Consider the following 22,237-nt stretch of genomic DNA (forward strand, 5'->3'; position numbering starts at 1 on the left):
TATCGGTGACGGAAAGTTAGGCCCCAACGACGGATAGAAGTCTCAGAACGACGGAAAGAACCACGGCAACGATGGATAGCGAGCAAAAAAATACAAGCAAGAGCTGAATCGTTGGAATATTTCCGTTCTTTCTATCTAAAGAAGTTGGTAAAAAATTTAATTTCAACTATATGTATTTCAAGTTTTTTGGAACCTCTTTTTATGAGGTTCTTTTTTAATACAATAGTTATAGGAGGTGAAGAAACAATGATTTTATTAGATCGTCAGGAATCGGAGCAACACAAAATTTTAGAAGCTTTAGTTCGAAGATTACCTAGTACACATACTGAATACATGTATTATTTTGAAAGGTTGAGGCGAATACATGCAGGCTTTGCTGGGGAGCAAAGAGTAGATGCCGAAAGGCTTGAAATTATTTTACCTCATTCGCATTATTTTCTTCATGATTTACAAATACTTAATCACTTTGGAACTACTCATCAAATAGACACTGTTTTACTATGTCCTCAATTTATATTGATTCTCGAAATTAAAAATGTAACAGGCTTTCTAGATTTCGATGAATCTTTTAATCAATTTACACGAACTACAGCAGAAGGCGATGTCGAGGGAATGACGAATCCACTTCATCAAAGTAGGCGACATATGGAGTGGATGAAGGGGATGTTACAAGCGTCACGGCTTGAGATTCCCGTTCATTGTGCAGTCGTTTTGGCAACGAAAAATGCAATTTTATCGAAGAGTTTAAGGGGACAACCAATTTTTCATGTTTCAGGTTTACGTTATTACGTGCGAGAATTGCTTCAACAGCATAAGGAGACAGTGATGGATGAGGAAAAGCTTTTTCAATTTGCTTCTAAATTATTGTCCATGCATAGGCCGATTAAAAGAGAAATAGAAGTGCCTGTCCGGGATTTAGTAAAAGGTGTGCTATGCGAAAGTTGTTTAAATGGACAACCTATGAATTATCGATACCCAAAATGGTACTGTCAACGCTGTGGAGCTGTTGATAACGAGGCTATTTTTAGGACACTTGAAGATTATCGATTGCTAGTAGGCGAAACGTTAACAAATAAAAGCTTTTGTGTTTTTTTAAAAATAGATTCGCCGAATATAGCTTATAAATTACTACAAAAGTTACCTTTGAAAGCTAAGGGAACAAAAAGAAACAGGAAGTATTGGATTGTTAATTAAAGAGCAAAAATTCAAGCGGTCTGAATTTTTGCTAGAAAGGATGTAGAAGGATAGAAGTCTCAAAGCGACGGAAGGAACCAAGACACCGACGGATAGAAACCTTAAGGTGACGGATAGAACTAGCATCGACGGAAAGAAGTCTCGAAGCGACGGAAGGAACCAAGACACCGACGGAAAGAAGCCTTAAGGTGACGGATAGAACTAGCATCGACGGAAAGCCCGCTCAAAATGCCGAACTCCCCGCTAATTTCCTACTAGACAAATAAAAAATTAAGGTATATAGTTAGCTAGGCTAACTAATTTAAAAGGAGTGGTATTTTTGACGATCGAACAAGAATTTTTTAATCAGTACCGCTTAATGTACAGACCGTTTATCAATCTAGTGAATATGCAGCTAGAGAAATATCAGTTGTTTAGCTCTCAATGGGCACTACTTCGGTTATTGATGGATAAAGGGCCACATACATTTGTTGATATTGCGAATTTTATGTTTATTGAAAAGCCGAGTGTGACAAGGCTTGTGCAAAAGCTTGTGGAGCTTGGCTACGTGGAAACGGTAGCGGGTAGGGATAAGCGTGAGAAGCTTGTACAATTAACGGCTAATGGTGAGGAGATTGTGCAGGAAATTAAGGTACAGTTAAAACCATTTTTTGAACAGGCACTCGCAGGGGTATCAGAGAAGGATATTGAAATTGCGACACAAGTGTTAGCGAACATTTGTGCAAACATCAATCGGTAGGAGAGAAGAAAGTGGAAGCAACTAGACATAAACTTTGGACGAAGGACTTTTTAATCGTCTCACTTATTAACTTTACCATTACATTAATTTTTTATTTATTAATGGTAACAATTGCAGGCTATGCGGTTGAGCATTTTGGGGCATCAACTAGTACGGCAGGGCTTGTATCGAGTATTTTTATTATTGGTACTTTATTTGGTCGTCTCGGGACAGGGCGTATCATTGGGGATTGGGGTAGCAAAAAAACATTATTTTATGGATTATTATTGTTTATGCTATCAACGATGTCTTATTTTATTGCGACGAATTTGCCGCTTCTAATGTTCAATCGTTTAGTACAAGGGATTGCACTTGGGATGGCTAGTACGGCGACAGGAACAATTATTGCACAAATTTTACCACCTGAGCGACGAGGGGAAGGTATTGGTTATTACAGCTTAAGTGCTATTTTAGCCACTGCTATCGGACCTTTTGTAGGTATTCTTTTAACGCAGCTGTTTGAAGATTATCGGATGATTTTTGCTGTCGATTCTGTATTAGCCGTTATTTGCTTTTTGATGTATTTTATCGTAACCGTTCCAGATGCACCGAAGAAGGTCAAAGAAATGGCTGAGAAAACAGGCTTTAAGCTATCCAATTTTATCGAAATGCGTGCTGTGCCAATTGCTTTTGTGGCGCTCGTTATTGGCTTTGCCTATTCAGGGGTTATGTCATTTATGACGTTTTATGCGAAAGAGCTTGATTTGGTAACAGCGGGAAGTTATTTCTTTATCATTTATGCAATTGTTATTTTAGCGACACGTCCATTTACAGGGAAATTGCTAGATACTAGAGGTGCGAACATTATTATTTATCCATGTCTAGTCATTTTTGCAGTCGGAATGTATGCCTTTAGTTCGGCAACAAGTGGTGTTGCATTTTTACTAGCTGCTGCTTGCATAGGGATTGGTTATGGCAATTTCAATTCAGTAGCGCAAGCAATAGCTATTAAAGTTACACCAAATGAGCGTTTAGGACTTGCGACATCGACATACTTTATATTATATGATTTAGGTTTAGGGGTTGGTCCTTATTTCTTAGGATTCTTCGTCCCTACGTCGGGATACAGTGCTATTTTCTTCGCGATGGTATTCGTTATTTTAGTGTCAATTGTCCTTTATTATTTCTTATATGGAAAATATGAGAATTTAAAACAAGCGTAAATTTAATAGTTTAGAATCTTTATAGAAAATACGTCATTTCCTAGTTGTCTGAACTAGAAAATGGCGTATTTTTCTTTAAATAAAAATACTTCTTGCAATCGAGGTTGATAATCATTATCATTCTCAATATAAACTATTTCGGAAGTAGGTACTTAGCATGAAAAAAACATCATTATTGTCAGTATTAGTTGCAGGGGGCATTCTTATGACTGGCTGTGGCAATACAGATGAAGCTAAAAAAGAAGATAAGCCTGCAACAGAGCAAGCAGAAAAAGCAACAAAAGTTGATTTATCTACTGAACTAGCAGCCTATCAACAATTTGCCTTAGAGCAAATGGATCAATTTTTAATAGCAACAGAAAAATTTGTGAACGAATTTAAAGCTGGTAACATCGAAGGAGCAAAAGCAGCCTATGCACCAGCACGTATGTATTTCGAGCGTTCGGAGCCAATTGCAGAGAGTTTTGGTGACCTTGACCCACGTATCGACGGTCGTTTAGCTGATATCCAAGAAGAAGGTAAGGGCGAGGAAGAATGGACGGGCTATCATAAACTTGAGCATGCGCTTTGGGTAGAAAATAAAACAGCAGGCTACGAGAAAGTAGCAGACCAGCTTTTAGCAGACGCAAAAGAATTACACGCTTTAGTTCAAACTGTAGAAGTAACACCAGATTTAATGATTACAGGTGCTGTTGATTTATTAAATGAAGTATCGACATCTAAAATCACTGGTGAAGAAGAAATCTATTCTCACACAGACCTTTATGACTTTAAAGCTAACATCGAAGGCGCAGAAAAAATCTTTGAAATCCTTCGTCCAAAATTAGAAGCGAAAGACAAAGACTTAGTAGCAACATTAGATGAAAAATTCAAAGCAGTAGATGATTTATTGGCACAGCATGCAAAAGCTGATGGTGGGTATGTTTCTTACAAAGAGTTAACGGAAGAAAATACAAAAGCACTTGCAGCAGCAGTTAATCAACTTGGAGAACCATTAAGTCAAATGGGTATTATTTTGGAGTGATAATGAATGACAGCGTCAAATGATGAAAAATGGATGAATAAAAAAATATCTAGACGTGACATGTTAAAGCTATCAGGTATCGGAGTAGCTGGTGTTGCTATCGGTGCTTCTGGCTTAGGTGGTATTATGAAAGTAATGGGCTATGATGTGTTTGAGCCTGTTGCAGACAGCACGACTGCACGTAATAAAGTTGATTTCTATGGAAAACATCAATCTGGCATTATTACACCAGTTCAGACCAATATTTATTTTGCTGCTTTAGATGTTTTATTTACATCAAAGAAAGAGTTACAAGAGTTGTTCAAACAATGGACACCTCTTGTTGTACGCTTAATGAACGGTGAATTAATGGTAGATTTAACAACAAATACTAGGGTTCCTACAGGAGATACGGGCGAAGCAGCAGGATTGGATGCATCAAACTTATCGATCACAATAGGTGTTGGACCATCTTTGTTTGAGAAGCTTGGTATCCAGCATTTGAAGCCTGAGGAATTAAAAGACTTACCTCATTTCCCAAAAGATCAGCTACAAAAAGAATTTACTGGTGGAGATCTTTGTATTCAAGCTTGTGCAGATGATCCACAGGTAGCATTCCACGCAGTGCGTAATTTAGTTCGAGCAGCTTCAGGCAAGGTAGAGATTAAATGGTCACAGGCAGGCTTCAACTCATTCCCAGCTGGTGGAGGAACACCTAGAAATTTATTTGCGTTCAAGGATGGTACTGGAAATCCATCGATTACTGATGACAAAGATTTAAATAAAGTGGTATGGGTCGATAAAGGATGGCTAAAAGGCGGCTCTTATTTAGTCGCGCGTAAAGTTCAAATGCATCTTGAAACATGGGATCGCACTTCTTATAAGGAGCAGGAGGCAACATTTGGTCGATATCGCGATAGTGGTGCACCTTTCGGTAAAAAGAAAGAGTTCGATGATTTCGATGTAGAGGCGAAGGATAGCAACGGTGAGTATATTATGCCAGATACTTCACATGTGCATTTGGCACGTAAATCTGGTGCGCATATTTTACGTCGCTCTTACTCTTATGCATCAGGTGTTATGACGAATACAGGAGCGCATGATGCGGGACTTATGTTTATTTCTTTTCAAAAAGACCCAGCCCAATTTATAACGATTCAAAATAGCTTAGGGCGTATAGATAAAATGAATGAGTATATTACCCATCGAGGCAGTGCAGTATTTGCTTGCTTCCCTGGAGTATCAAAGGGGAGTTATATAGGTGAAGCACTTTTTAACGCGCTGTAGTTTAGTACTTTGCTTGTTATTGGCACTTGCTGTACCAGTACAAGCAGCGCAATCATATAGTCACTTGTACATTTCTATCAGTGATGCGTTAATGAATACGAAGCAGGACAAAGAAGCTGAGGCAGAAAACGCCCTTGAACAGTTTGCCACAGACTGGGCGTCGGTCACATCTGAGCATAAGAAAGCAAAAGAAAAAGTGGATGAAATTCTTGCGCAAGCAGTTAAAGCTACTTCCAAGGATGAACGTTTAAAGGCACTATCTGACTTGTCAAATGCCTTACGTGCATTAGAAAAGCTTGAGAATCCTGTAGATGAAGCGGCGCAGCGAGCAGAATTTGGTACGAAATTTAAACCGATCATGAAAGCATTTGAAGATGCCTTAGCAAGTGGTGATTTAACTACAATCGACGCAGCGTATAAGGATTTTAATGCAAAATGGAAGAAAATTGAACGCCCTGTACGTGAGCAAAGCATTGCTATGTACGGCCAAATTGAAACACAGATGGCCTTTATACGGATTTCAATTGCTTCCGAAAAGCCTGATATAGCCTCAATGCAATCACAATATGCAGAATTAAAACAAACAATCGAGGATTTTGTAGCAGGTAATGATACGGCGAAGGTTGTTGAAGGTGAGTATTCTTTAGCAACATTAGTCGCGTATATTGATGAGGCCAATGATTTTATCGATGCAGGTGACTACAAGGCTGCATCCGATAAAATTCGAGAGTTCATTAAAATATGGCCAAGTGTAGAGATAGATATTTCAACACGTAACGGTAGCCTTTATACAAAAATAGAAAGTGATATGCCAATCCTCGTTAGTGACTTATTAAAGTCTAACATCGATGTCAAAGCAATAAAAAGTAAGCTTCATACTTTCCGCACTGAAATTGAGCTGATTCAAGGTGATTCAGATTATTCGCTGTGGGATGCAGCATTAATCTTATTGCGAGAAGGCTTAGAGGCACTGCTTATTATTATGGCATTAGTATCGTTCTTAGAGAAATCGGGACAAAAAACAATGCGCAAATGGATATATGCTGGTGCATTTGTTGGGATCTTACTATCAGCGGTAGCGGCTATTTTAATGTCGACGATTTTCCAATCTGCGACAGTTGATACAAGTCGAGAGCTGATGGAAGGTTATATTGGTTTACTAGCTGCTGCAATGATGGTTGGAGTTGGTATTTGGCTCCATAGTAAATCGAGTGTAGTAAGCTGGAACCGCTATATTTCCAAACAAATGGGCAATGCCATCTCAACTGGCTCGGTGTTTGCAATGGCATCGATTAGCTTCTTATCAGTTTTTCGTGAAGGGGCAGAAACACTTGTCTTCTATGCAGGAATTGCTCCTAAAATGGAGACATCTCAATTTGTGCTAGGTATCATAGTAGCACTTATAGTATTAGCTATTTTTGCATTTGTGTTATTGAAAGCAAGTGGAAAAATTCCAATTCATAGATTTTTCGCAGTGGCAACGGTGTTAATCTATGTATTGGCATTTAAAATTATTGGTGTCAGTCTGCATACTTTGCAGCTAAGAGATACAGTTTCAACAACAATTGTAGATGGCTTGCCAGTTATCAGCATCATTGGTTTCTATCCAACAGTAGAAACAATGCTTGGACAAGCGATTTTACTTTTACTTGTTGTAGCTACGATTATTTATAAAAAGAGACAAAAATAAGTAGAGGGCGGATGAATATACTTTCATCTGCCTTTTTGCTTGTCGATAAAAAATGAATTTAAATTATGGTGAATCAATAAACAAAGGTTGAATTTCACTCCGAGATGGCGCTTTCCACGGACTTGGCCTTAGTTGTAGATTTCTTTAATAAGTAGAAATGGTGTATTATTGTATAGGGAGGTTGAATATAGTGAAAATTATAAAGAAAAATATACAATATTCGCTAATTTTTTTCATTCTATTTATTATATTTCAATGGTTATTTTATGATGACATTCAATTGGGGCGTATTATTGGAATTTCAATTTTAATTTTCCTTTTTAATATATTTTACGATTGGGCAAATATCCCCTATAAATGGAAGAAGGAATAAGCTTATTTTGAGTTATTATAGGCTTATTAATCTTAAAATTGCTACGGTAGCTAACTTAAAGTTGGATCTGTTTAGATCTCATCGTAAAGTTGCTTGTAACAGTTAGTCCCTCTATTACATATTTCCATTTCTCTACTCCCTATTTCTCTTCCGTGCTACAGTTGTTTTAACTTCTTTCAGCGGCTGTCCAAACATCCTCTGAAATAGAGGAACATAGTCTTAGAACACCATGCACTGTGGCAATTTATCTGTACGAAAGAAAAGCAACCAACCCATGACTGAGTGACCAACATCAAGTTTGCCAAAAGCCAATTCCAGACGCAATTATGCCGAGGTATAGTTGATTAGAAAGATTATTCGATTAGTTAAGAAAAAGGTAAGATGGGGGGATGAAGATGGATAGTGACAAAAACGGTTATGAAAGTAACGAAATCTACAGTTATAAAACCTACAATATTTTTGCGTATATTATCGGTATTCTATTTTCACCAGTATTAGGGGTGATTATGGGGATTGTAGGTGTAACACAGCGTAAGAAAAATGCTTGGAGTATTATTATCATTTCAATTCTTAGTTGGGTTCTGAATTTATTCGTAATTAATAATCTATAAATGTAACTTTACTGAAGAATTGTATAATCATTGGGTGCAATTTTCATAATAAATTTTTAAATAGAGTTTATCTACAGTCTGAAGGGCAGATGAATAATTATATTCATCTGCCCTTTTTTCAAATTATTCATCCCAATGAGACGGACGTTTCAGGTGAGAGGGTAATTTTGTTTGAAGATTGCCTTGTGCTGAATTAATTTGCATTTGGGTTAAAAACATACTTGTTGAAAGGTCTGCACCGCGTAAATTGGCATCACGTAGATCCGCGCCAATAAAATCAACACCTCTTAAATCAGCATTTTGTAGATTGGCGGCAATTAAATAAGATCCTCGAAGATCGGTTGCTCTTAAATCCTTACCCTTTAAATTTTTCCCCATCCAATCAACCCCTCGATTGTTATACTTTCGAGCGTTTTTTCCAATCTTTACGATAAGGCTTTGGCGAATTTGCTCACTTGTTTCTAACAGTAAAATATTCACTGGCAGTCGGAAATTAGGAATATCTATTGCTAGTAATGCATTAGCTTCTAGCTCTGTTGCACGCTGAAGTTGTTCTAATAGTATATGTAGTTTGTTATATAGGGATGAATCAACCTTATACGATAAAGCCTCTGCTATGTAGGCAATCATTTCATAAAGTTGTTCCATAATAGGAAAGACACGAAACATTTTCTCGGAAACTTCAGGGTATTGTCGCCAGTCTTGTCCTTGGAAGGTTGTTTGTGAAACCTTTTGACCAGCTCCTAAACAGTCAAAAACTGTACATCCTTTAAACCCTTGATCTCTAAGTTTACTATGAATTTGACAGCTAAAATTCGATTGTAGATTTGGGCAAGGTGTCCCAGCTGCTTTATGAATAGCAAAGTCGCTAGAAGCAGCAATATTTAAAGCCGTGCAGCATAGACCAAAACAACTTTGGCAATCTGCCTGTAAGCCTTCACGTATCTTTTTTCCAATTGTATAATCGATTTTTTTTACTTCAGACATTATTGTTTACCTCTCTCTAACACATAAACTTCTTACATTTAATTCTATCACTTATTATGATTAAAAGGATATTTTTGTATGGATGAATTCCACATACTGAGAAGACTTCATTAGTCGTTTATCGTTTACCTCTAGATGATTAGGAAAATAAATTGATATTTTTTACAAAATCGGAACTTCGTATTGACAATTTATTGTGAAATGCTATAATTTTTATAGACAGACAGTCGGTCTATTGAGGAGGAGTAAAAATGAGAAAAGAAGCGATAGAGCGCAGAAACGAAATACTTGATGCGGCTGATGAGCTTTTCGGTCAGAAGGGTTTTGATGGCACAAGTACTAACGAAATTTTAGAGAAGGTCGGAATAGCACGGGGAACGCTGTATTATCACTTCAAGTCGAAGGAGGATATTATGGACGCGCTAATTGAGCGGTATAATGCCCAAATTTTAGGTGCTGCAAAGGAAATTGCCTCAAATAAAAGCATACCCGTTCACGAGCGTATAATCCGTGTTGTAATGGCTATAAACATAAGTGGTGGAAATGGCAAGGAAATTATTGATCACATACATAAGCCTCAGAATGCGCTTATGCATCAGAAAATCCAAAAGGTTATTATGAACGGCCTTCCCCCAATACTGACGGAAATAATCCGTGAGGGTATTGAACAAGGACTATTCAATACGCCTTTTCCGTATGAATGTATGGAAATGATTGTGGCCTATACGAATACTGTTTTTGATGATGATATGGTTAATATGACAGATGAAGAACGTGCTGCACGAATACCAGCTTTTGTCTTCAACGTAGAAAGACTGCTCGGTGTCGAAAGTGGAAGCCTTATGTACATGATGAAGATGTTTAGCAATGGGGGTTAAGAAAATGGAAACAACGATGGTTGATTCCAAGGGTTTATTCAAAAAATTCCTTCTGCTTTGGTCAGGACAGCTAATTTCAGCAATAGGAAACGGGCTTACAGCGTTTGGGCTTGGGATTTATGTTTTCCAGCAGACGGGAAAGGCATCGGCAATGGCACTTGTAACCTTACTTGCATTTATGCCTTCACTTCTATTAAGTCCCGTGGCAGGAGTGCTTGCGGATCGTTATGACCGAAGACTTTTAATGGTGTTAGGCGACAGTCTTTCTGCGATTGGACTGGTATTTATTCTGATTTGTATGCTGAGCGGAGAAGCACAGCTATGGCAAATTTGTGTGGGAGTTACAATAAGCTCGGTGTTTTCATCGTTGCTTGATCCTGCATACAAGGCTACGGTTACAGATTTACTTACCGAGGAACAGTACACGAAGGCAAGCGGTTTTGTCCAGGTGGCGGGTTCTGCAAAATTTTTGATTTCTCCCATCATTGCGGGATTTTTGCTTACCGTTTCGGATATAAAGCTTTTGCTTGTCATCGACATCTGTACATTTTTTGTAACCGTTATATCGGCCCTTGCTGTACGTAGAGGTCTTGTTTCAAAGAAATACGAACAGACAAAATCATTTTTCCATGAATTAAAAGATGGTTGGCGTGCAGTTTCTGAAAACCGAGGTGTCCTCGTTCTTGTCATCGTGACATCGGTGCTGACATTTTATCTTGGAATTATTGAAACACTTTCCATACCGATGTTGCTTACTTTTACGAACAGCTCCGTAATAGGAACGGTGGAAAGTATTGTCGCTACAGGGATGCTCGTATCCAGCGTGATCATCGGATTTCTTCCAATCAAAAAAGGGTATGTGAAAATTCTTTCGTTTTCGCTGTTTTTTGAAGGAATATTTATGGCGGTATTCGGTCTTCGCGAAAATATAGTTCTTATCTGCTTATCAGGTTTTTTCTTTTTTGCAATGATGCCATTTGCAAACTCAACCTTGGATTTTCTTGTTCGTACTAACATTGATAATTCCGTTCAGGGCAGGGCATGGTCACTTATTGGGGTAATTTCACAGCTTGGATTTGTTGTCGCCTATGCGCTTTCAGGTATACTTGCAGATTATGTATTCACTCCTTTGCTAGTTGATGGCGGATTGCTTGCTGACACTGTAGGGAAAATTACCGGTACAGGTCAAGGCAGAGGAACGGGCTTCCTCATCGTAATCGCTGGAATTTTATTATGTGTTACTTCATTTATTCTGTTCAACTTGAAGTCAGTTAAAAAGCTTGAAAACAGAGGTGACGTATGTATTTCAGATTAATCCGTAATGACATTTCTAAAAGCAAACTGATAACGCTGACAACAACGCTATTTGTCGCTGCCGCGGCTATGCTCGTTTCTTTGTCGGCAATACTTATGGTTAATCTTTCTGGTGCGATCGATTCACTTATGAATCAGGCGAAAACGCCGCATTTTATGCAAATGCACTCTGGGGATATCAATACTGTCCGGCTTACAAATTTCGCGGAGCAAAACAGCAATGTCGATGAATTTCAAGTACTTGAGTTTCTCAACATGGATAACAGTCAAATTATTTTAGGTGATCGTTCACTTGCGAATAATGTGCAAGACAATGGTTTTAGCATACAGAGTGAAAAATTTGATTATCTTCTTGATCTTGACGGGAACATTATAAACGTATCCGATGGCGAGCTTTATGTTCCAATTAACTATATGAAGGACAACACCACAAGAGTTGGTGATACAGCAATAATAGGCGGAAAGGAATTTACTGTTGCGGGCTTCCTTCGCGATTCACAGATGAATTCTATGCTGTCTTCCTCAAAAAGATTTCTTGTCAGTCAAAATGATTATGCGGAAATAAAAAGCCATGGGAGTATGGAGTATTTGATAGAGTTTAGACTAAAGGATTTATCGGCGCTCGGTGAATTTGAAACTGCTTATGCTTCCGCAGGTCTTGAAGCGAACGGACCAACGATTACATATCCACTTTTCAAAACACTTAACGCACTTTCTGACGGGATGATGATAGGAGTTATACTTCTTATAAGCGTTCTTGTCGTTGCCATCGCATTTATGTGCATACGCTTTACACTCCTAGCGAAAATAGAGGACGATTACCGTGAAATTGGTGTTATGAAGGCGATAGGGCTGCGTCTTTCCGACATTAAGAAAATTTACCTTGCGAAATACACAGCAATTGCAGCAGGGGGGAGTATTCTAGGTTTTGTACTTTCGTTGATGTTCAAAGACATGCTACTTGAAAATATCCGGCTTTATATGGGGGAAAGCGAAGACGCTTCTTTTGCTGCGGCTTTAGGAATAATCGGGATTCTGCTTATATTCCTAGCAATAATTGCCTATGTAAGCGGAGTGCTGAGACGCTTTCGTAAAATATCTGCTGCAGAAGCAATACGCTTTGGCACTTCACAGGAAAAAAACGCAGGCGCAAAGCGTTTTTGCCTGAACAAAAATAAGCTGCTTAATACGAATATTTTCCTTGGTATTAAAGATGTTCTTGCAAGGAAAAGACTTTATGCCACAATGCTTGCAGTACTTGTCATTTCAGCATTTATCATTATTGTTCCACAAAACCTTTACAACACGATCTCCTCAACAAGTTTCATTAAATATATGGGTATTGGAAACTACGATATTCGTATTGATATTCAGCAAACTGATCATATTTCTAAAAAATCTGTCGAAGTTTTAAAATCTATGAACAGCGACAGTTCCATTTCAAAATACACCATCCTAACAACAAAGACATTTAAAACAAAAAAGGAAGACGGTTCGGAAGAAAATATTAAAATCGAACTTGGCGACCATTCAATATTCCCAATTGAGTACACCGAGGGCAGGGCACCCACCGTAGAAAACGAAATTGCACTTTCAGCTTTGAACGCTGATGAAATGAGCAAAAAGGTTGGCGATGTCATAACGGTCGTGATGAAGGGGAAGGAGATAAAGCTTACGGTAAGTGGCATTTATTCCGACATTACTAACGGCGGAAAAACGGCAAAGGCTGTTTTTACCGACAATTCGGAAGATATCATGTGGAGCGTTATCTGTGCGAAGCTTTCAGATAAATCTCATGTCAATGAAAAAATTTCAGAGTATGCGGACAAATATACTTTCGCTAAGATTTCCAATATAGATGAATTTGTGACTCAAACATTCGGCTCGACCATAAAATCGGTCGGAAAGGCATCCATTGCCGCAATAGCGATAGCGGTCTTAATAACGATACTAGTTACACTATTGTTTATGAAAATGCTTGTCACAAAGGATAGATATTCGATTGCTGTAATGAAAGCACTAGGTTTTACAAACTCCGATATGACAGTACAGTATGGTTCGCGAGCGGTATTCGTATCAATTATCGGTATTGTTCTTGGCACTTTACTGGCAAATACTCTTGGAGAGGTGCTTGCAGGCGCGGTTATCACCTCGTTCGGGGCGTCATCGTTTAGTTTTTCAATCAATCCACTTTCGGCGTATGTACTTTGTCCGTTATTGATGATTTGCTCGGTACTTATCACAACAATAATTGGCACATGGGGCGCGGGGAAAATAAAAATATCCGAAAATATAAAGGAGTAGCTTATGAAGAAGATTATTATCGGTGAACATATTGTAAAATCTTTCGGCGAGGGCGATGAAAACCGCAATGTTCTCGACGGAGCTTCGGTTGACATAAACGAGGGTGAGTTTGTTGCAATCATGGGACCCTCGGGCTCGGGAAAATCAACGCTCATGTTTGCACTAAGCGGCATGGACAGCGTTGATGGTGGAAGGGTTAATTTTGATGGTAGTGATTTATCGGCAGTTGGGGAGGTTGAGCTTTCAGATATACGTAGAACTAAAATGGGCTTTGTATTTCAGCAACCAACGATGCTCAAAAATCTAAATATTCTTGATAATATCATTCTACCATCAATGCGTGATAACAAAAAAAACGTTGCAAAAATTTTGGAGAAGGCAAGAGCACTTATGAAGAGGGTAGGCATCGAGGAGCTTGAAATGCGCGGCATTACACAAGTTTCGGGAGGTCAGCTTCAGAGAGCAGGAATATGTCGAGCGCTTTTGAACAGCCCGAAAATCATTTTCGGCGATGAGCCTACAGGTGCACTTAATTCAAAATCAGCACAAGAGATCATGGACATTTTTACCGAAATCAACGCTGGCGGTACTACGATTATGCTCGTCACTCACGATGCAAAGGTTGCGGCGCGGACGGAACGCATAATGTTTATGCTTGACGGAAAAATCGTCAGTGAGCTGAAGCTTCCGAAGTTTGACGGTACAGATATTGATGGCAGAATAGGGAAAGTAACGGAGAAAATGTGGGAAATAGGAATATAAGTTGTTGTGAATCTCATATTGAAAATGTAAGATTTCTACCGAGTTAAATGATTGTTTATAGAGAAAAGCAGGGGAATTGGTACAAACAAACCTCTAGGTGGAGGTAGTATTGTCCGAGTAAATAACGAGAAAATTACGGTTGGACCTGATGGCGTTGGCTACAAAATTGCTGAAGAAGCACTTGTTTTTGGAGGGAATACTCTTACGACAACAGACATTGCTGTTCGTCTTGGGTTAGCTGATGTTGGTGATCGTCGTTTAGTTTGTCGTTACTTCCTTTTCACTCTCCTAGTCGGAATGGAAATCAATCCCCTCATTATGCCTACGAATAAACGGAAGACGGATGTCGATAAAATTCAGAAGTTGGGTGATAAAACGCAAAAGTTAATCGATAAAACTAAAAAGTGTTCCGATAAAATAAAAAAGTTGGATGACATTTTGTTAAAATGTCAAAATCACCTTCAAATTGCCGAAGATACATTCTTTATTAACCTTAATTTCATTGCAAAATGAAGGAAGAAGCCTATATTTTAAAGGTTCTTCCTTTTTTTGCATTTAATACTTGCAAACTTAAAAGTCATAGTGTACTATTTGACTAGTACACTATAACACGAGGTGTTTATGTTGAAAAAATTTGCAGGGTTATTGAAAAAGGAATGGGTGCTTTATAGGGCATGGCTATTTGTTGGAATTTTTATAGGAATCATGCTGTCAATGGTAGCTCCATATTTAATCATGCGGTTTAGTGAAGAATTTACGATGGAAAAGCAGCTGCCATTTTTATTCTCGATATTAGTAGTTATGTTAGGTGGATTTTTTTCAGTATTACAATTCCTAGCTAGTATTCGTCATGACTTAAGGACCAAGGAGATCTGGCTGCATTCAACTAGTTCCATTGCACAGCTTGTAGGTGTGAAAATCGTATTTTCCTTAATAGGATACGCTATCTTCAATTTTATCTTTGTGAGTGTAGCTATTTACAATGTCAAAGATGAAATTATAGGCAACTTCGCTCAAATACTTTTATGGCTATTATTTTTTGTAGCAATTATTGTTATGTTCCAATTGATGATATTTGTGATAGTGATACTATTTTTGACATTTTATTTCCAAGTGAAATGCTTTATTGGTAGCTTTTCCATTGTTATCACTATGCTTGCCTTTTTCATCAGTATGGATTTATGGTTTAAATTTACAGATAGTAAATTATATGATAATATTTTCCATCATATAGGGATTCGTTTAACGGATTTGGAACGATTTTTCCCAAAGACACCAACAATGAAGCTCAGCTTGGGTACAATGTATGTTGTTGAAGAGGTAGCTACTATCATTTTGGTCGCCTTCCTATTTTTCATAGCGACTAAGTGGCTTGAAAAGGTGGTTTTACGATGACAATCGACTTTTCACGTGATAAGCCCATATATAGTCAGCTCGTAGATCGGATATGTGGAGACATTTTGAAAGGGAATCTAGTGCTTGGGGATCGACTTCCTTCAGTTCGAGAATATGCAGTGGAAATAGGTGTCAATGTAAATACTGTGCAGCGGGTGTATAAGGAGTTAGAAGCAATGAATATAACGGAAACCAAACGAGGTCAAGGTACATTTATTACAACCGATGAAGGGCGAATTGCTCTTTTACGGGAAGATATGAAAAATCAACTGGCAGATCATTTTTTAACTTCCATTGAAGCACTTGGATTTTCAAAGGAAGAGATGCTCGTTGTTTTACAAAATAAATCGTGAGGTGAAATAAATGCTACAGCTATCAAACGTTTCTTTTCGTTATATGAAAAAGCCTATTCTACAAGATGTGTCTTTTTCCTTTCCTGTTGGACAAATCATAGGGCTTGTTGGTGAAAATGGTAGTGGCAAGTCGACACTATTAAAAGTGTTGGCAGGCTTATTACGTCCATCAAGTGGTGAGGTATTGCTAAATGGAACGCCTGTTACACGCAGAAGTGCTGATAAAATTGCTTATTTACCAGATATTGATTTATTTTTTGACTTTTACACAGGTGAGCAGCTTTTTCAGCACTATGCCTCTCAATTCGAAGATTTTTCATATGATAAGGCATGTATTGTTGCGGAGTTTTTACAGGTTGATCAAACTATAAAGCTTCGGCAATTATCAAAAGGGAACCGTGGTCGAATGAAAATGGCCGCAACTCTTGGGCGAGAAGTACCCTTTTATCTAATGGATGAGCCATTTTCTGGCCTTGATCCAATTGTTCGCGAGCAGCTCATTAAAGGGTTAATTCAATTTACAGATATTGAACACCAAACAATATTATTATCAACGCATGAGTTATATGAGGTAGAGCCTATTTTAGATCAAATCATTTTATTGCAAAATGGTTCGATCATTGCACATGAGGAAGTAGAGACGATTCGAGATGTGTCGAACAAGGATGCTGTGCAATGGATGAAGGCTTATTATAAGAAAGGGTGAAATTAATGACAACACAACCAATTGTTCAATTGCAAAATATATCAAAAACCATTGGTGGTAAGCAATTGATTCAGAAATTGAATATCGATTTATATCCAGGTCAAATCACTGGATTTTTAGGACCGAATGGCGCAGGGAAAACGACGACAATTCGTATGATGACAGGGCTTATGCGTCCAACTGAGGGGAAAGTCATTATTGATGGTCTTTCCTTACAGGACAATTATGAGGAAGCGATTAGTAAGGTCGGCGTAATTGTAGAAAATCCGGAAATGTATAAATATATGACGGGCTATAAAAACTTACTGCACTTTGCGCGTATGCATAAAAACGTTACAAAAGAACGTATTGAAGAGGTCGTTAAACAAGTTGGTCTTGAGAAACGCATTCATGAAAAGGTATCAACTTATTCGTTAGGGATGCGTCAGCGTTTAGGACTCGCACAGGCACTACTTCATCGACCAAAATTTTTAATTTTAGATGAACCAACAAATGGTTTAGATCCAGCAGGTATCCGCGAGTTTCGTATGTATTTGCGTAAAATTGCGGCGGAGGATGGGGTATCTGTTTTTGTCTCCAGTCATTTATTATCCGAAATTGAGTTAATGTGTGATCGAGTGGCTGTCATACAAAATGGCAAACTCATCGATATTCGTGATATCAACGTTGAAACTTCTTCGTTTTATTATATTGAAGCTACACCAAGTAATCAGGCTGCAGATCTTCTACAAAAGCTCGATTACAACTATGTGGTGGAAAATAACGGTTATGTGGTGGAAATAAAGAAAGAGGATATACCGAAACTCATTACGCAATTTGTTAATGAAGGAATTCAAATATTTGCCGTTCAACCGCATCACAAAACGTTAGAGGATCAATTCCTAGAAATGACAGGAGGTGGCCAAATTGCTGAAGCTAATTCAAAATGAATGGATGAAATTATGGCATAAAAAAGGAACTTGGGTAATGGTTACGCTATTAATCCTCTTTATTATTGGTCCTGGTATTATGATGAAATACTATGAAACAAAAACGACAGAGGATATAACGTGGCAGGAAAGTGAACAGAAGGCTATTAATAATAATAAAGAGATGATGAAAGAAGACGGATTATCGGCAGAGGATAAAAAACGCTTCGAGGAGCAAATTGCTATTTCTGAGTATCGATTAGCAAAAGATGTGCCGTCTCAAGAAGATCTAAGCGTAGCAAGCTTTATGTCATTTTCAGGTGGCATGCTGACTTTAATTACATTATTTACGGTTATTACTGCAGCAAGTATTGTATCTAGTGAATTCTCTACTGGTACGATTAAAATGCTATTAACGCGTCCGGTTTCGCGAGCAAAAATATTAACCTCAAAATTACTGACAACTTTCATATTTGGGCTCTTGTTATTTGTTGTCAATGTAGTAGTAAGTGCTCTTGTTGGACTGATACTATTTGGTGGTACAACAGGTGTTGAGCTAGAAATGGTCAATGGTCAGGTTGTTGAAAAAGCAGTATGGAATGATTTAGCATACCACTATTTACTTTCTGGCGGAAACTTTGTCATGTCAATATTGTTTGCTTTCTTAGTGGGCTCCGTTTTCCGTTCAAGCTCTTTAGCGATTGGCTTAACGATGTTCTTATCCTTTACAGGTGGAATGATTGTGATGTTCTTAAGCAGATTTAAAATTGTTAAATATATTTGGCTAACACATTCAGATTTAACACAGTATGAACATAATCAATTTATAATAGATGGTATGACAATGCCATTCTCACTCACAATCCTTGCGATTTATGCTGTTCTTTTCCTTGTAATCAGCTATATGTCCTTTATGAAACGCGATGTCACAGCATAAATAAAAAAATTATGAACTGCAGCCCAATTGGTTAAAGAGAAGCTTCCAATTGGGCTGCAGTTTGTTACAATGCTTAGACTAGTTACATCTTTGTAAATAAGATCATGTTTTTTGCCTTGCGATGGCTTCATGGAATTTATAATATTAAGGACCTTCATTTCAAAAATAGTGTTTATTTTTTGTACGAGTGGTAATATAATTGATAGCAACAACTTAATGAAAACGCTTTTTTTTCAATTAAGTGGTCTAGACAACTATACCAAAGGGGGAGAATAAATGTTAGCTTTCTTACAAAAAATCGGTAAATCGTTAATGTTTCCAATCGCTACATTACCAGCAGCCGCAATATTGTTACGCTTAGGGTCTGATGACATGCTTGGTGCAGTGTCAAATGACGTTATTCATTATATTGCAAGTATTATGGCAGCATCTGGTGATGCGATTTTGGGTAATTTACCTATTATATTTGCGATTGGTATTGCGATGGGCCTAGCACATGATAATAGTGGTGGTGCAGCATTAGCGGGCGCCATTGCGCAGCTAGTGTTAGTCGCAGTGTTAAAATCTGTAAATCCAGAACTGAATATGGGTGTATTTGGTGGTATTCTTTCAGGTATTACAGCAGGCTTACTTTATAACAAGTTTTATAATGTGAAATTTCCAGAATGGCTATCGTTCTTTGGAGGACGACGTTTTGTACCCATTATAACGTCCCTTACTATGACGATTTTAGCTGGTACTATTTTAGCTGTTGTGTGGGGACCTATCCAAGGTGGAATCGATGCGGTAGGGAACTGGTTAATCGATGCAGGAGCACTTGGTGTTGGAATGTATGGTTTCTTAAATCGGCTATTAATTCCAGTCGGTCTACATCATGTTATTAATACAATCATTTGGTTTGACTTTGGTGAATTTACAAATGCTGCAGGCGAGCTTGTTAAAGGAGATATTCATCGATTTTTAGCAGGAGACCCAACAGCAGGACATTTCCAAGCAGGTTTCTTCCCAATTATGATGTTTGGATTACCAGCAGCGTGTCTTGCGATGTACTTTGCAGCGAAAAAGAAAAATCGTGCAGTAGTCGGTGGTATGTTCGTCTCCATCGGCTTGACAGCATTTTTAACAGGTGTAACAGAGCCTATTGAATTTACATTTATGTTCTTATCTCCAGTACTTTATGGGATCCATGCAGTCTTAACAGGTATTTCGCTTGCCGTTGCCTATTTGATTGGATTCCGTGATGGTTTCGCTTTTTCCGCAGGTTTAATTGACTATCTTTTAAACTTTGGTTTAGCAGATAGTCCATGGCTATTACTTCCTTTGGGATTAGGTTTCGGAGCTATTTACTTTGTCGTTTTCTATTTCTTAATCAAGAAGTTAGATTTAAAAACACCTGGTCGTGAAGATGAAGATGAAGAAGGTGTAGATGTTGCTTCAGCTGTTTCTGATGATTTAGATGTACGTGCTTTCCATACAATTGAAGCATTAGGTGGACAAGAAAATATTAAGCAAATTGATTACTGTACAACACGTCTTCGTATGACTGTTGGTGATGCGGATCAGGTGGATGAAAAAACATTAAAACAAACGGGCGCACGTGGTGTTATGCGTCTAAGTAAGACAAATGTGCAAGTAATTATCGGTACATCTGTAGAGTTTTTGGCAGAAGCTATGAAGGATCGCCTGAAAAAGGGGAATCCAGCACCTTCAAATGTAGATGTACAAAAAGAAGCGCCTGTTGAAGAGGCAACAACAGCAGAAGGAACAAATCCTTCCAATGATTTTGAAATGCCTATTACAGGAGATCTAATACCGTTATCTGACGTGCCAGATGAAGTGTTCTCGTCAGGTTTAATGGGGCCAGGTTTTGGTATTAGTCCAAAGGATGGTACAGTTCATGCGCCATTTGATGGTCAAGTAGTAATGCTTTTCCCAACGAAGCATGCGATCGGCTTAAAATCTAATACAGGTGTAGAAATATTAATTCATGTCGGTTTAGATACGGTCACTCTAAATGGTGAAGGTTTTGAAGCGATGGTTACAGAAGGTCAAGTAATTCAACGTGGCGATACATTATTAAAAGTTGATTTTGAAAGTATTAAAGACAAAGTACCGTCTATCGTTACACCAGTTGTTTTCACAAGTTTAATGGGGCAAGAAATTACACTTGAAAAAACTGGTTTCCAACGATCGGGTTCTCGTAACATTATTTCGATGAAGAAGTAACAAACACAAGATGCTTTCTAAAAAGGTCCATCTAATAAAATGAACATGCACTAATCGTAAATCCGCTTTATTTTCTGTGGGAAAGCATAGTCCCACAGAAATCTATGCGGGTCGTAGCGCTAAGTCAAAATATTAGCATTGATAGAATCGCTTCAAACATACTATTTTAGGACAGTATCTTCTATCAATCCTAGGAGATGTTTTTAATGAATTTATTAATCCGTAACATCACAGTCGTCAATGCAATAGGACGAAAAGAATGTGTTGATGTTTTCATGAAGGATGGAAAAATTGCACAAATTGCGCAACGAATTAACACAGATCACGTGCAACTAATAGATGGTACAGGGAAGTTTTTATTCCCTGGTTATATCGATATGCATATTCATGGTTCTGCTCAAATGGACACGATGGATGCATCGAATGAAGGTCTTCATACGATGGCGAAATCACTTGCAAAAGAAGGTACAATAGGCTTTTTAGCAACGACGATGACACAAAGCTTTCAAAACATTGAACGTGCCCTTGAAAATATTGCGCAGTTTACTTCAAATCCAGATGAGGCAGAACTTCTAGGTGTTCATGTAGAAGGTCCTTTTATATCAAAAAAGCGTGTGGGTGCACAGCCGCTTGAATATGTTGTACCACCAGATTTCGCTGTTTTTACAAAGTGGCAAAATATAAGCGCCAATAAAATTAAAGAAATTACAATGGCGCCAGAAGAACCAAATGGATTTGAGGTAGTTCAAGCAATTGCAGAAAGCGGTGTGGTCGTATCAATTGGTCATTCTGATGCAACATTTGAACAAATGAAAGAAGCGGTTCGTCATGGTGCAACACAAGGCACACATTTATACAACCAAATGCGCCCATTCCATCATCGAGATCCAGGTGTTGTCGGTGGCGTATTATTATTAGAGGAAATGAAGGCAGAAATCATTGTTGATTTTATCCATATGCACAAGGATGCCGTGACTATGGCTTATCGTTTAAAAGGAGCAGACGGTATTATTTTAATTACCGATGCAATGCGAGCAAAAGGAATGCCATATGGAGATTATGACTTAGGTGGTCAAATGGTTCACGTCTCCGAAAGTGGAGCTCATTTATCGAATGGTGCTCTTGCTGGTAGTGTATTAAAAATGGACCAAGCTGTACGTAATATGCGACTCATCACGAACTGCTCGTTAGAAGAACTTGTTAAAATGTCGAGTTACAATGCAGCAAAACAACTAAAATTGGTTAACAAAGGACAAATCGAACAAGGATTTGATGCCGATGTTGTGATTTTGGATGAACAGTTAATGTTGCAACAAACGATTAAGGCTGGCAAGGTAATCTACGAAGCCTAAGTGGCCGCTTCCTAGT

General features: G+C 38.2%; 20 protein-coding genes. 19 read left to right on the plus strand and 1 reads right to left on the minus strand.

The window, feature by feature from the left end; genetic code table 11:
• Nucleotides 1–246: 246 nt before the first annotated feature.
• The 7 genes from ACIQLB_RS07560 to ACIQLB_RS07590 all read left to right on the plus strand — a co-directional run bounded on the left by ACIQLB_RS07560 (nucleotide 247) and on the right by ACIQLB_RS07590 (nucleotide 8,099).
• Complete coding sequence (locus tag ACIQLB_RS07560; protein WP_400723228.1) at nucleotides 247–1,194, plus strand: nuclease-related domain-containing protein; 948 nt, start codon at nucleotides 247–249, stop codon at nucleotides 1,192–1,194.
• A gap of 310 nt (nucleotides 1,195–1,504) precedes the next feature.
• Nucleotides 1,505–1,933, plus strand: a complete 429-nt coding sequence (locus ACIQLB_RS07565) for a MarR family winged helix-turn-helix transcriptional regulator (RefSeq protein WP_400723231.1) — start codon at nucleotides 1,505–1,507, stop codon at nucleotides 1,931–1,933.
• Between the two features lie 11 nt (nucleotides 1,934–1,944).
• Complete coding sequence (locus ACIQLB_RS07570) at nucleotides 1,945–3,135, plus strand: MFS transporter (protein ID WP_400723234.1); 1,191 nt, start codon at nucleotides 1,945–1,947, stop codon at nucleotides 3,133–3,135.
• A 157-nt stretch (nucleotides 3,136–3,292) separates the two neighbouring features.
• Nucleotides 3,293–4,159 carry an iron uptake system protein EfeO gene (gene efeO / locus ACIQLB_RS07575; RefSeq protein ID WP_400723237.1) on the plus strand — a complete coding sequence of 289 codons (867 nt, stop codon included), beginning with the start codon at nucleotides 3,293–3,295 and terminating at the stop codon, nucleotides 4,157–4,159.
• A 6-nt stretch (nucleotides 4,160–4,165) separates the two neighbouring features.
• Entirely contained in the window at nucleotides 4,166–5,425 is a 1,260-nt protein-coding gene (efeB, locus tag ACIQLB_RS07580) for an iron uptake transporter deferrochelatase/peroxidase subunit (protein ID WP_400723240.1), read from the plus strand.
• Nucleotides 5,400–7,115 (plus strand): FTR1 family iron permease, encoded by a 1,716-nt coding sequence (locus ACIQLB_RS07585; protein WP_400723243.1) that lies wholly within the window; start codon nucleotides 5,400–5,402, stop codon nucleotides 7,113–7,115. The genes efeB and ACIQLB_RS07585 overlap by 26 nt, the downstream gene beginning before the upstream one ends.
• A gap of 768 nt (nucleotides 7,116–7,883) precedes the next feature.
• Nucleotides 7,884–8,099 (plus strand): hypothetical protein, encoded by a 216-nt coding sequence (locus ACIQLB_RS07590; RefSeq protein WP_400723246.1) that lies wholly within the window; start codon nucleotides 7,884–7,886, stop codon nucleotides 8,097–8,099.
• 123 nt (nucleotides 8,100–8,222) lie between these two features.
• Here the strand turns inward: ACIQLB_RS07590 and ACIQLB_RS07595 are convergent, their stop codons facing one another.
• Nucleotides 8,223–9,086, minus strand: coding sequence for a pentapeptide repeat-containing protein (locus tag ACIQLB_RS07595; RefSeq protein ID WP_400723249.1), 864 nt, complete (start codon nucleotides 9,084–9,086; stop codon nucleotides 8,223–8,225).
• A gap of 251 nt (nucleotides 9,087–9,337) precedes the next feature.
• Between ACIQLB_RS07595 and ACIQLB_RS07600 the strand changes: the two genes are divergently transcribed.
• From ACIQLB_RS07600 to nagA, 12 genes are all read left to right on the plus strand, one after another.
• Nucleotides 9,338–9,964 (plus strand): TetR/AcrR family transcriptional regulator, encoded by a 627-nt coding sequence (locus tag ACIQLB_RS07600; protein WP_400723252.1) that lies wholly within the window; start codon nucleotides 9,338–9,340, stop codon nucleotides 9,962–9,964.
• A gap of 4 nt (nucleotides 9,965–9,968) precedes the next feature.
• Complete coding sequence (locus tag ACIQLB_RS07605; protein ID WP_400723255.1) at nucleotides 9,969–11,279, plus strand: MFS transporter; 1,311 nt, start codon at nucleotides 9,969–9,971, stop codon at nucleotides 11,277–11,279.
• Nucleotides 11,264–13,582 carry an ABC transporter permease gene (locus ACIQLB_RS07610; protein ID WP_400723258.1) on the plus strand — a complete coding sequence of 773 codons (2,319 nt, stop codon included), beginning with the start codon at nucleotides 11,264–11,266 and terminating at the stop codon, nucleotides 13,580–13,582. The genes ACIQLB_RS07605 and ACIQLB_RS07610 overlap by 16 nt, the downstream gene beginning before the upstream one ends.
• Before the next feature lie 3 nt (nucleotides 13,583–13,585).
• Nucleotides 13,586–14,344: an ABC transporter ATP-binding protein gene (locus ACIQLB_RS07615; RefSeq protein WP_400723261.1), complete on the plus strand. Its 759-nt coding sequence runs from the start codon at nucleotides 13,586–13,588 to the stop codon at nucleotides 14,342–14,344.
• A gap of 51 nt (nucleotides 14,345–14,395) precedes the next feature.
• Entirely contained in the window at nucleotides 14,396–14,857 is a 462-nt protein-coding gene (locus ACIQLB_RS07620; RefSeq protein ID WP_400723264.1) for a hypothetical protein, read from the plus strand.
• A 108-nt stretch (nucleotides 14,858–14,965) separates the two neighbouring features.
• Nucleotides 14,966–15,739, plus strand: a complete 774-nt coding sequence (locus ACIQLB_RS07625) for a hypothetical protein (protein ID WP_400723267.1) — start codon at nucleotides 14,966–14,968, stop codon at nucleotides 15,737–15,739.
• A complete protein-coding gene (locus ACIQLB_RS07630; RefSeq protein ID WP_400723270.1) occupies nucleotides 15,736–16,092 on the plus strand; it encodes a GntR family transcriptional regulator in 357 nt (118 codons plus the stop codon). The genes ACIQLB_RS07625 and ACIQLB_RS07630 overlap by 4 nt, the downstream gene beginning before the upstream one ends.
• A gap of 10 nt (nucleotides 16,093–16,102) precedes the next feature.
• Nucleotides 16,103–16,798, plus strand: coding sequence for an ABC transporter ATP-binding protein (locus tag ACIQLB_RS07635; RefSeq protein ID WP_400723273.1), 696 nt, complete (start codon nucleotides 16,103–16,105; stop codon nucleotides 16,796–16,798).
• 5 nt (nucleotides 16,799–16,803) lie between these two features.
• Nucleotides 16,804–17,727 (plus strand): ABC transporter ATP-binding protein, encoded by a 924-nt coding sequence (locus ACIQLB_RS07640; protein ID WP_400723276.1) that lies wholly within the window; start codon nucleotides 16,804–16,806, stop codon nucleotides 17,725–17,727.
• Nucleotides 17,696–18,643 carry an ABC transporter permease gene (locus ACIQLB_RS07645; RefSeq protein WP_400723279.1) on the plus strand — a complete coding sequence of 316 codons (948 nt, stop codon included), beginning with the start codon at nucleotides 17,696–17,698 and terminating at the stop codon, nucleotides 18,641–18,643. Before ACIQLB_RS07640 ends, ACIQLB_RS07645 begins: the two co-directional genes overlap by 32 nt.
• Before the next feature lie 276 nt (nucleotides 18,644–18,919).
• Nucleotides 18,920–20,869 (plus strand): N-acetylglucosamine-specific PTS transporter subunit IIBC, encoded by a 1,950-nt coding sequence (gene nagE / locus ACIQLB_RS07650; RefSeq protein WP_400723282.1) that lies wholly within the window; start codon nucleotides 18,920–18,922, stop codon nucleotides 20,867–20,869.
• A 206-nt stretch (nucleotides 20,870–21,075) separates the two neighbouring features.
• On the plus strand, nucleotides 21,076–22,221 hold the full coding sequence (gene nagA, locus ACIQLB_RS07655; protein ID WP_400723285.1) for an N-acetylglucosamine-6-phosphate deacetylase: 1,146 nt from the start codon (nucleotides 21,076–21,078) through the stop codon (nucleotides 22,219–22,221).
• The last annotated feature ends 16 nt before the right edge of the window (nucleotides 22,222–22,237 follow it).

The sequence above is a fragment of the Lysinibacillus sp. NPDC092081 genome (assembly GCF_044755845.1).
In the GTDB taxonomy this organism is placed as follows: domain Bacteria; phylum Bacillota; class Bacilli; order Bacillales_A; family Planococcaceae; genus Lysinibacillus.

Coding starts and splice junctions, on each gene's coding strand:
- ACIQLB_RS07560 (WP_400723228.1), top strand. CDS start 247: ATGATTTTATTAGATCGTCAGGAATCGGAGCAACACAAAATTTTAGAA.
- efeO (WP_400723237.1), top strand. CDS start 3,293: ATGAAAAAAACATCATTATTGTCAGTATTAGTTGCAGGGGGCATTCTT.
- efeB (WP_400723240.1), top strand. CDS start 4,166: ATGACAGCGTCAAATGATGAAAAATGGATGAATAAAAAAATATCTAGA.
- ACIQLB_RS07590 (WP_400723246.1), top strand. CDS start 7,884: ATGGATAGTGACAAAAACGGTTATGAAAGTAACGAAATCTACAGTTAT.
- ACIQLB_RS07595 (WP_400723249.1), bottom strand. CDS start 9,086: ATGTCTGAAGTAAAAAAAATCGATTATACAATTGGAAAAAAGATACGT.
- ACIQLB_RS07600 (WP_400723252.1), top strand. CDS start 9,338: ATGAGAAAAGAAGCGATAGAGCGCAGAAACGAAATACTTGATGCGGCT.
- ACIQLB_RS07605 (WP_400723255.1), top strand. CDS start 9,969: ATGGAAACAACGATGGTTGATTCCAAGGGTTTATTCAAAAAATTCCTT.
- ACIQLB_RS07610 (WP_400723258.1), top strand. CDS start 11,264: ATGTATTTCAGATTAATCCGTAATGACATTTCTAAAAGCAAACTGATA.
- ACIQLB_RS07615 (WP_400723261.1), top strand. CDS start 13,586: ATGAAGAAGATTATTATCGGTGAACATATTGTAAAATCTTTCGGCGAG.
- ACIQLB_RS07625 (WP_400723267.1), top strand. CDS start 14,966: ATGTTGAAAAAATTTGCAGGGTTATTGAAAAAGGAATGGGTGCTTTAT.
- ACIQLB_RS07630 (WP_400723270.1), top strand. CDS start 15,736: ATGACAATCGACTTTTCACGTGATAAGCCCATATATAGTCAGCTCGTA.
- ACIQLB_RS07635 (WP_400723273.1), top strand. CDS start 16,103: ATGCTACAGCTATCAAACGTTTCTTTTCGTTATATGAAAAAGCCTATT.
- ACIQLB_RS07640 (WP_400723276.1), top strand. CDS start 16,804: ATGACAACACAACCAATTGTTCAATTGCAAAATATATCAAAAACCATT.
- nagE (WP_400723282.1), top strand. CDS start 18,920: ATGTTAGCTTTCTTACAAAAAATCGGTAAATCGTTAATGTTTCCAATC.
- nagA (WP_400723285.1), top strand. CDS start 21,076: ATGAATTTATTAATCCGTAACATCACAGTCGTCAATGCAATAGGACGA.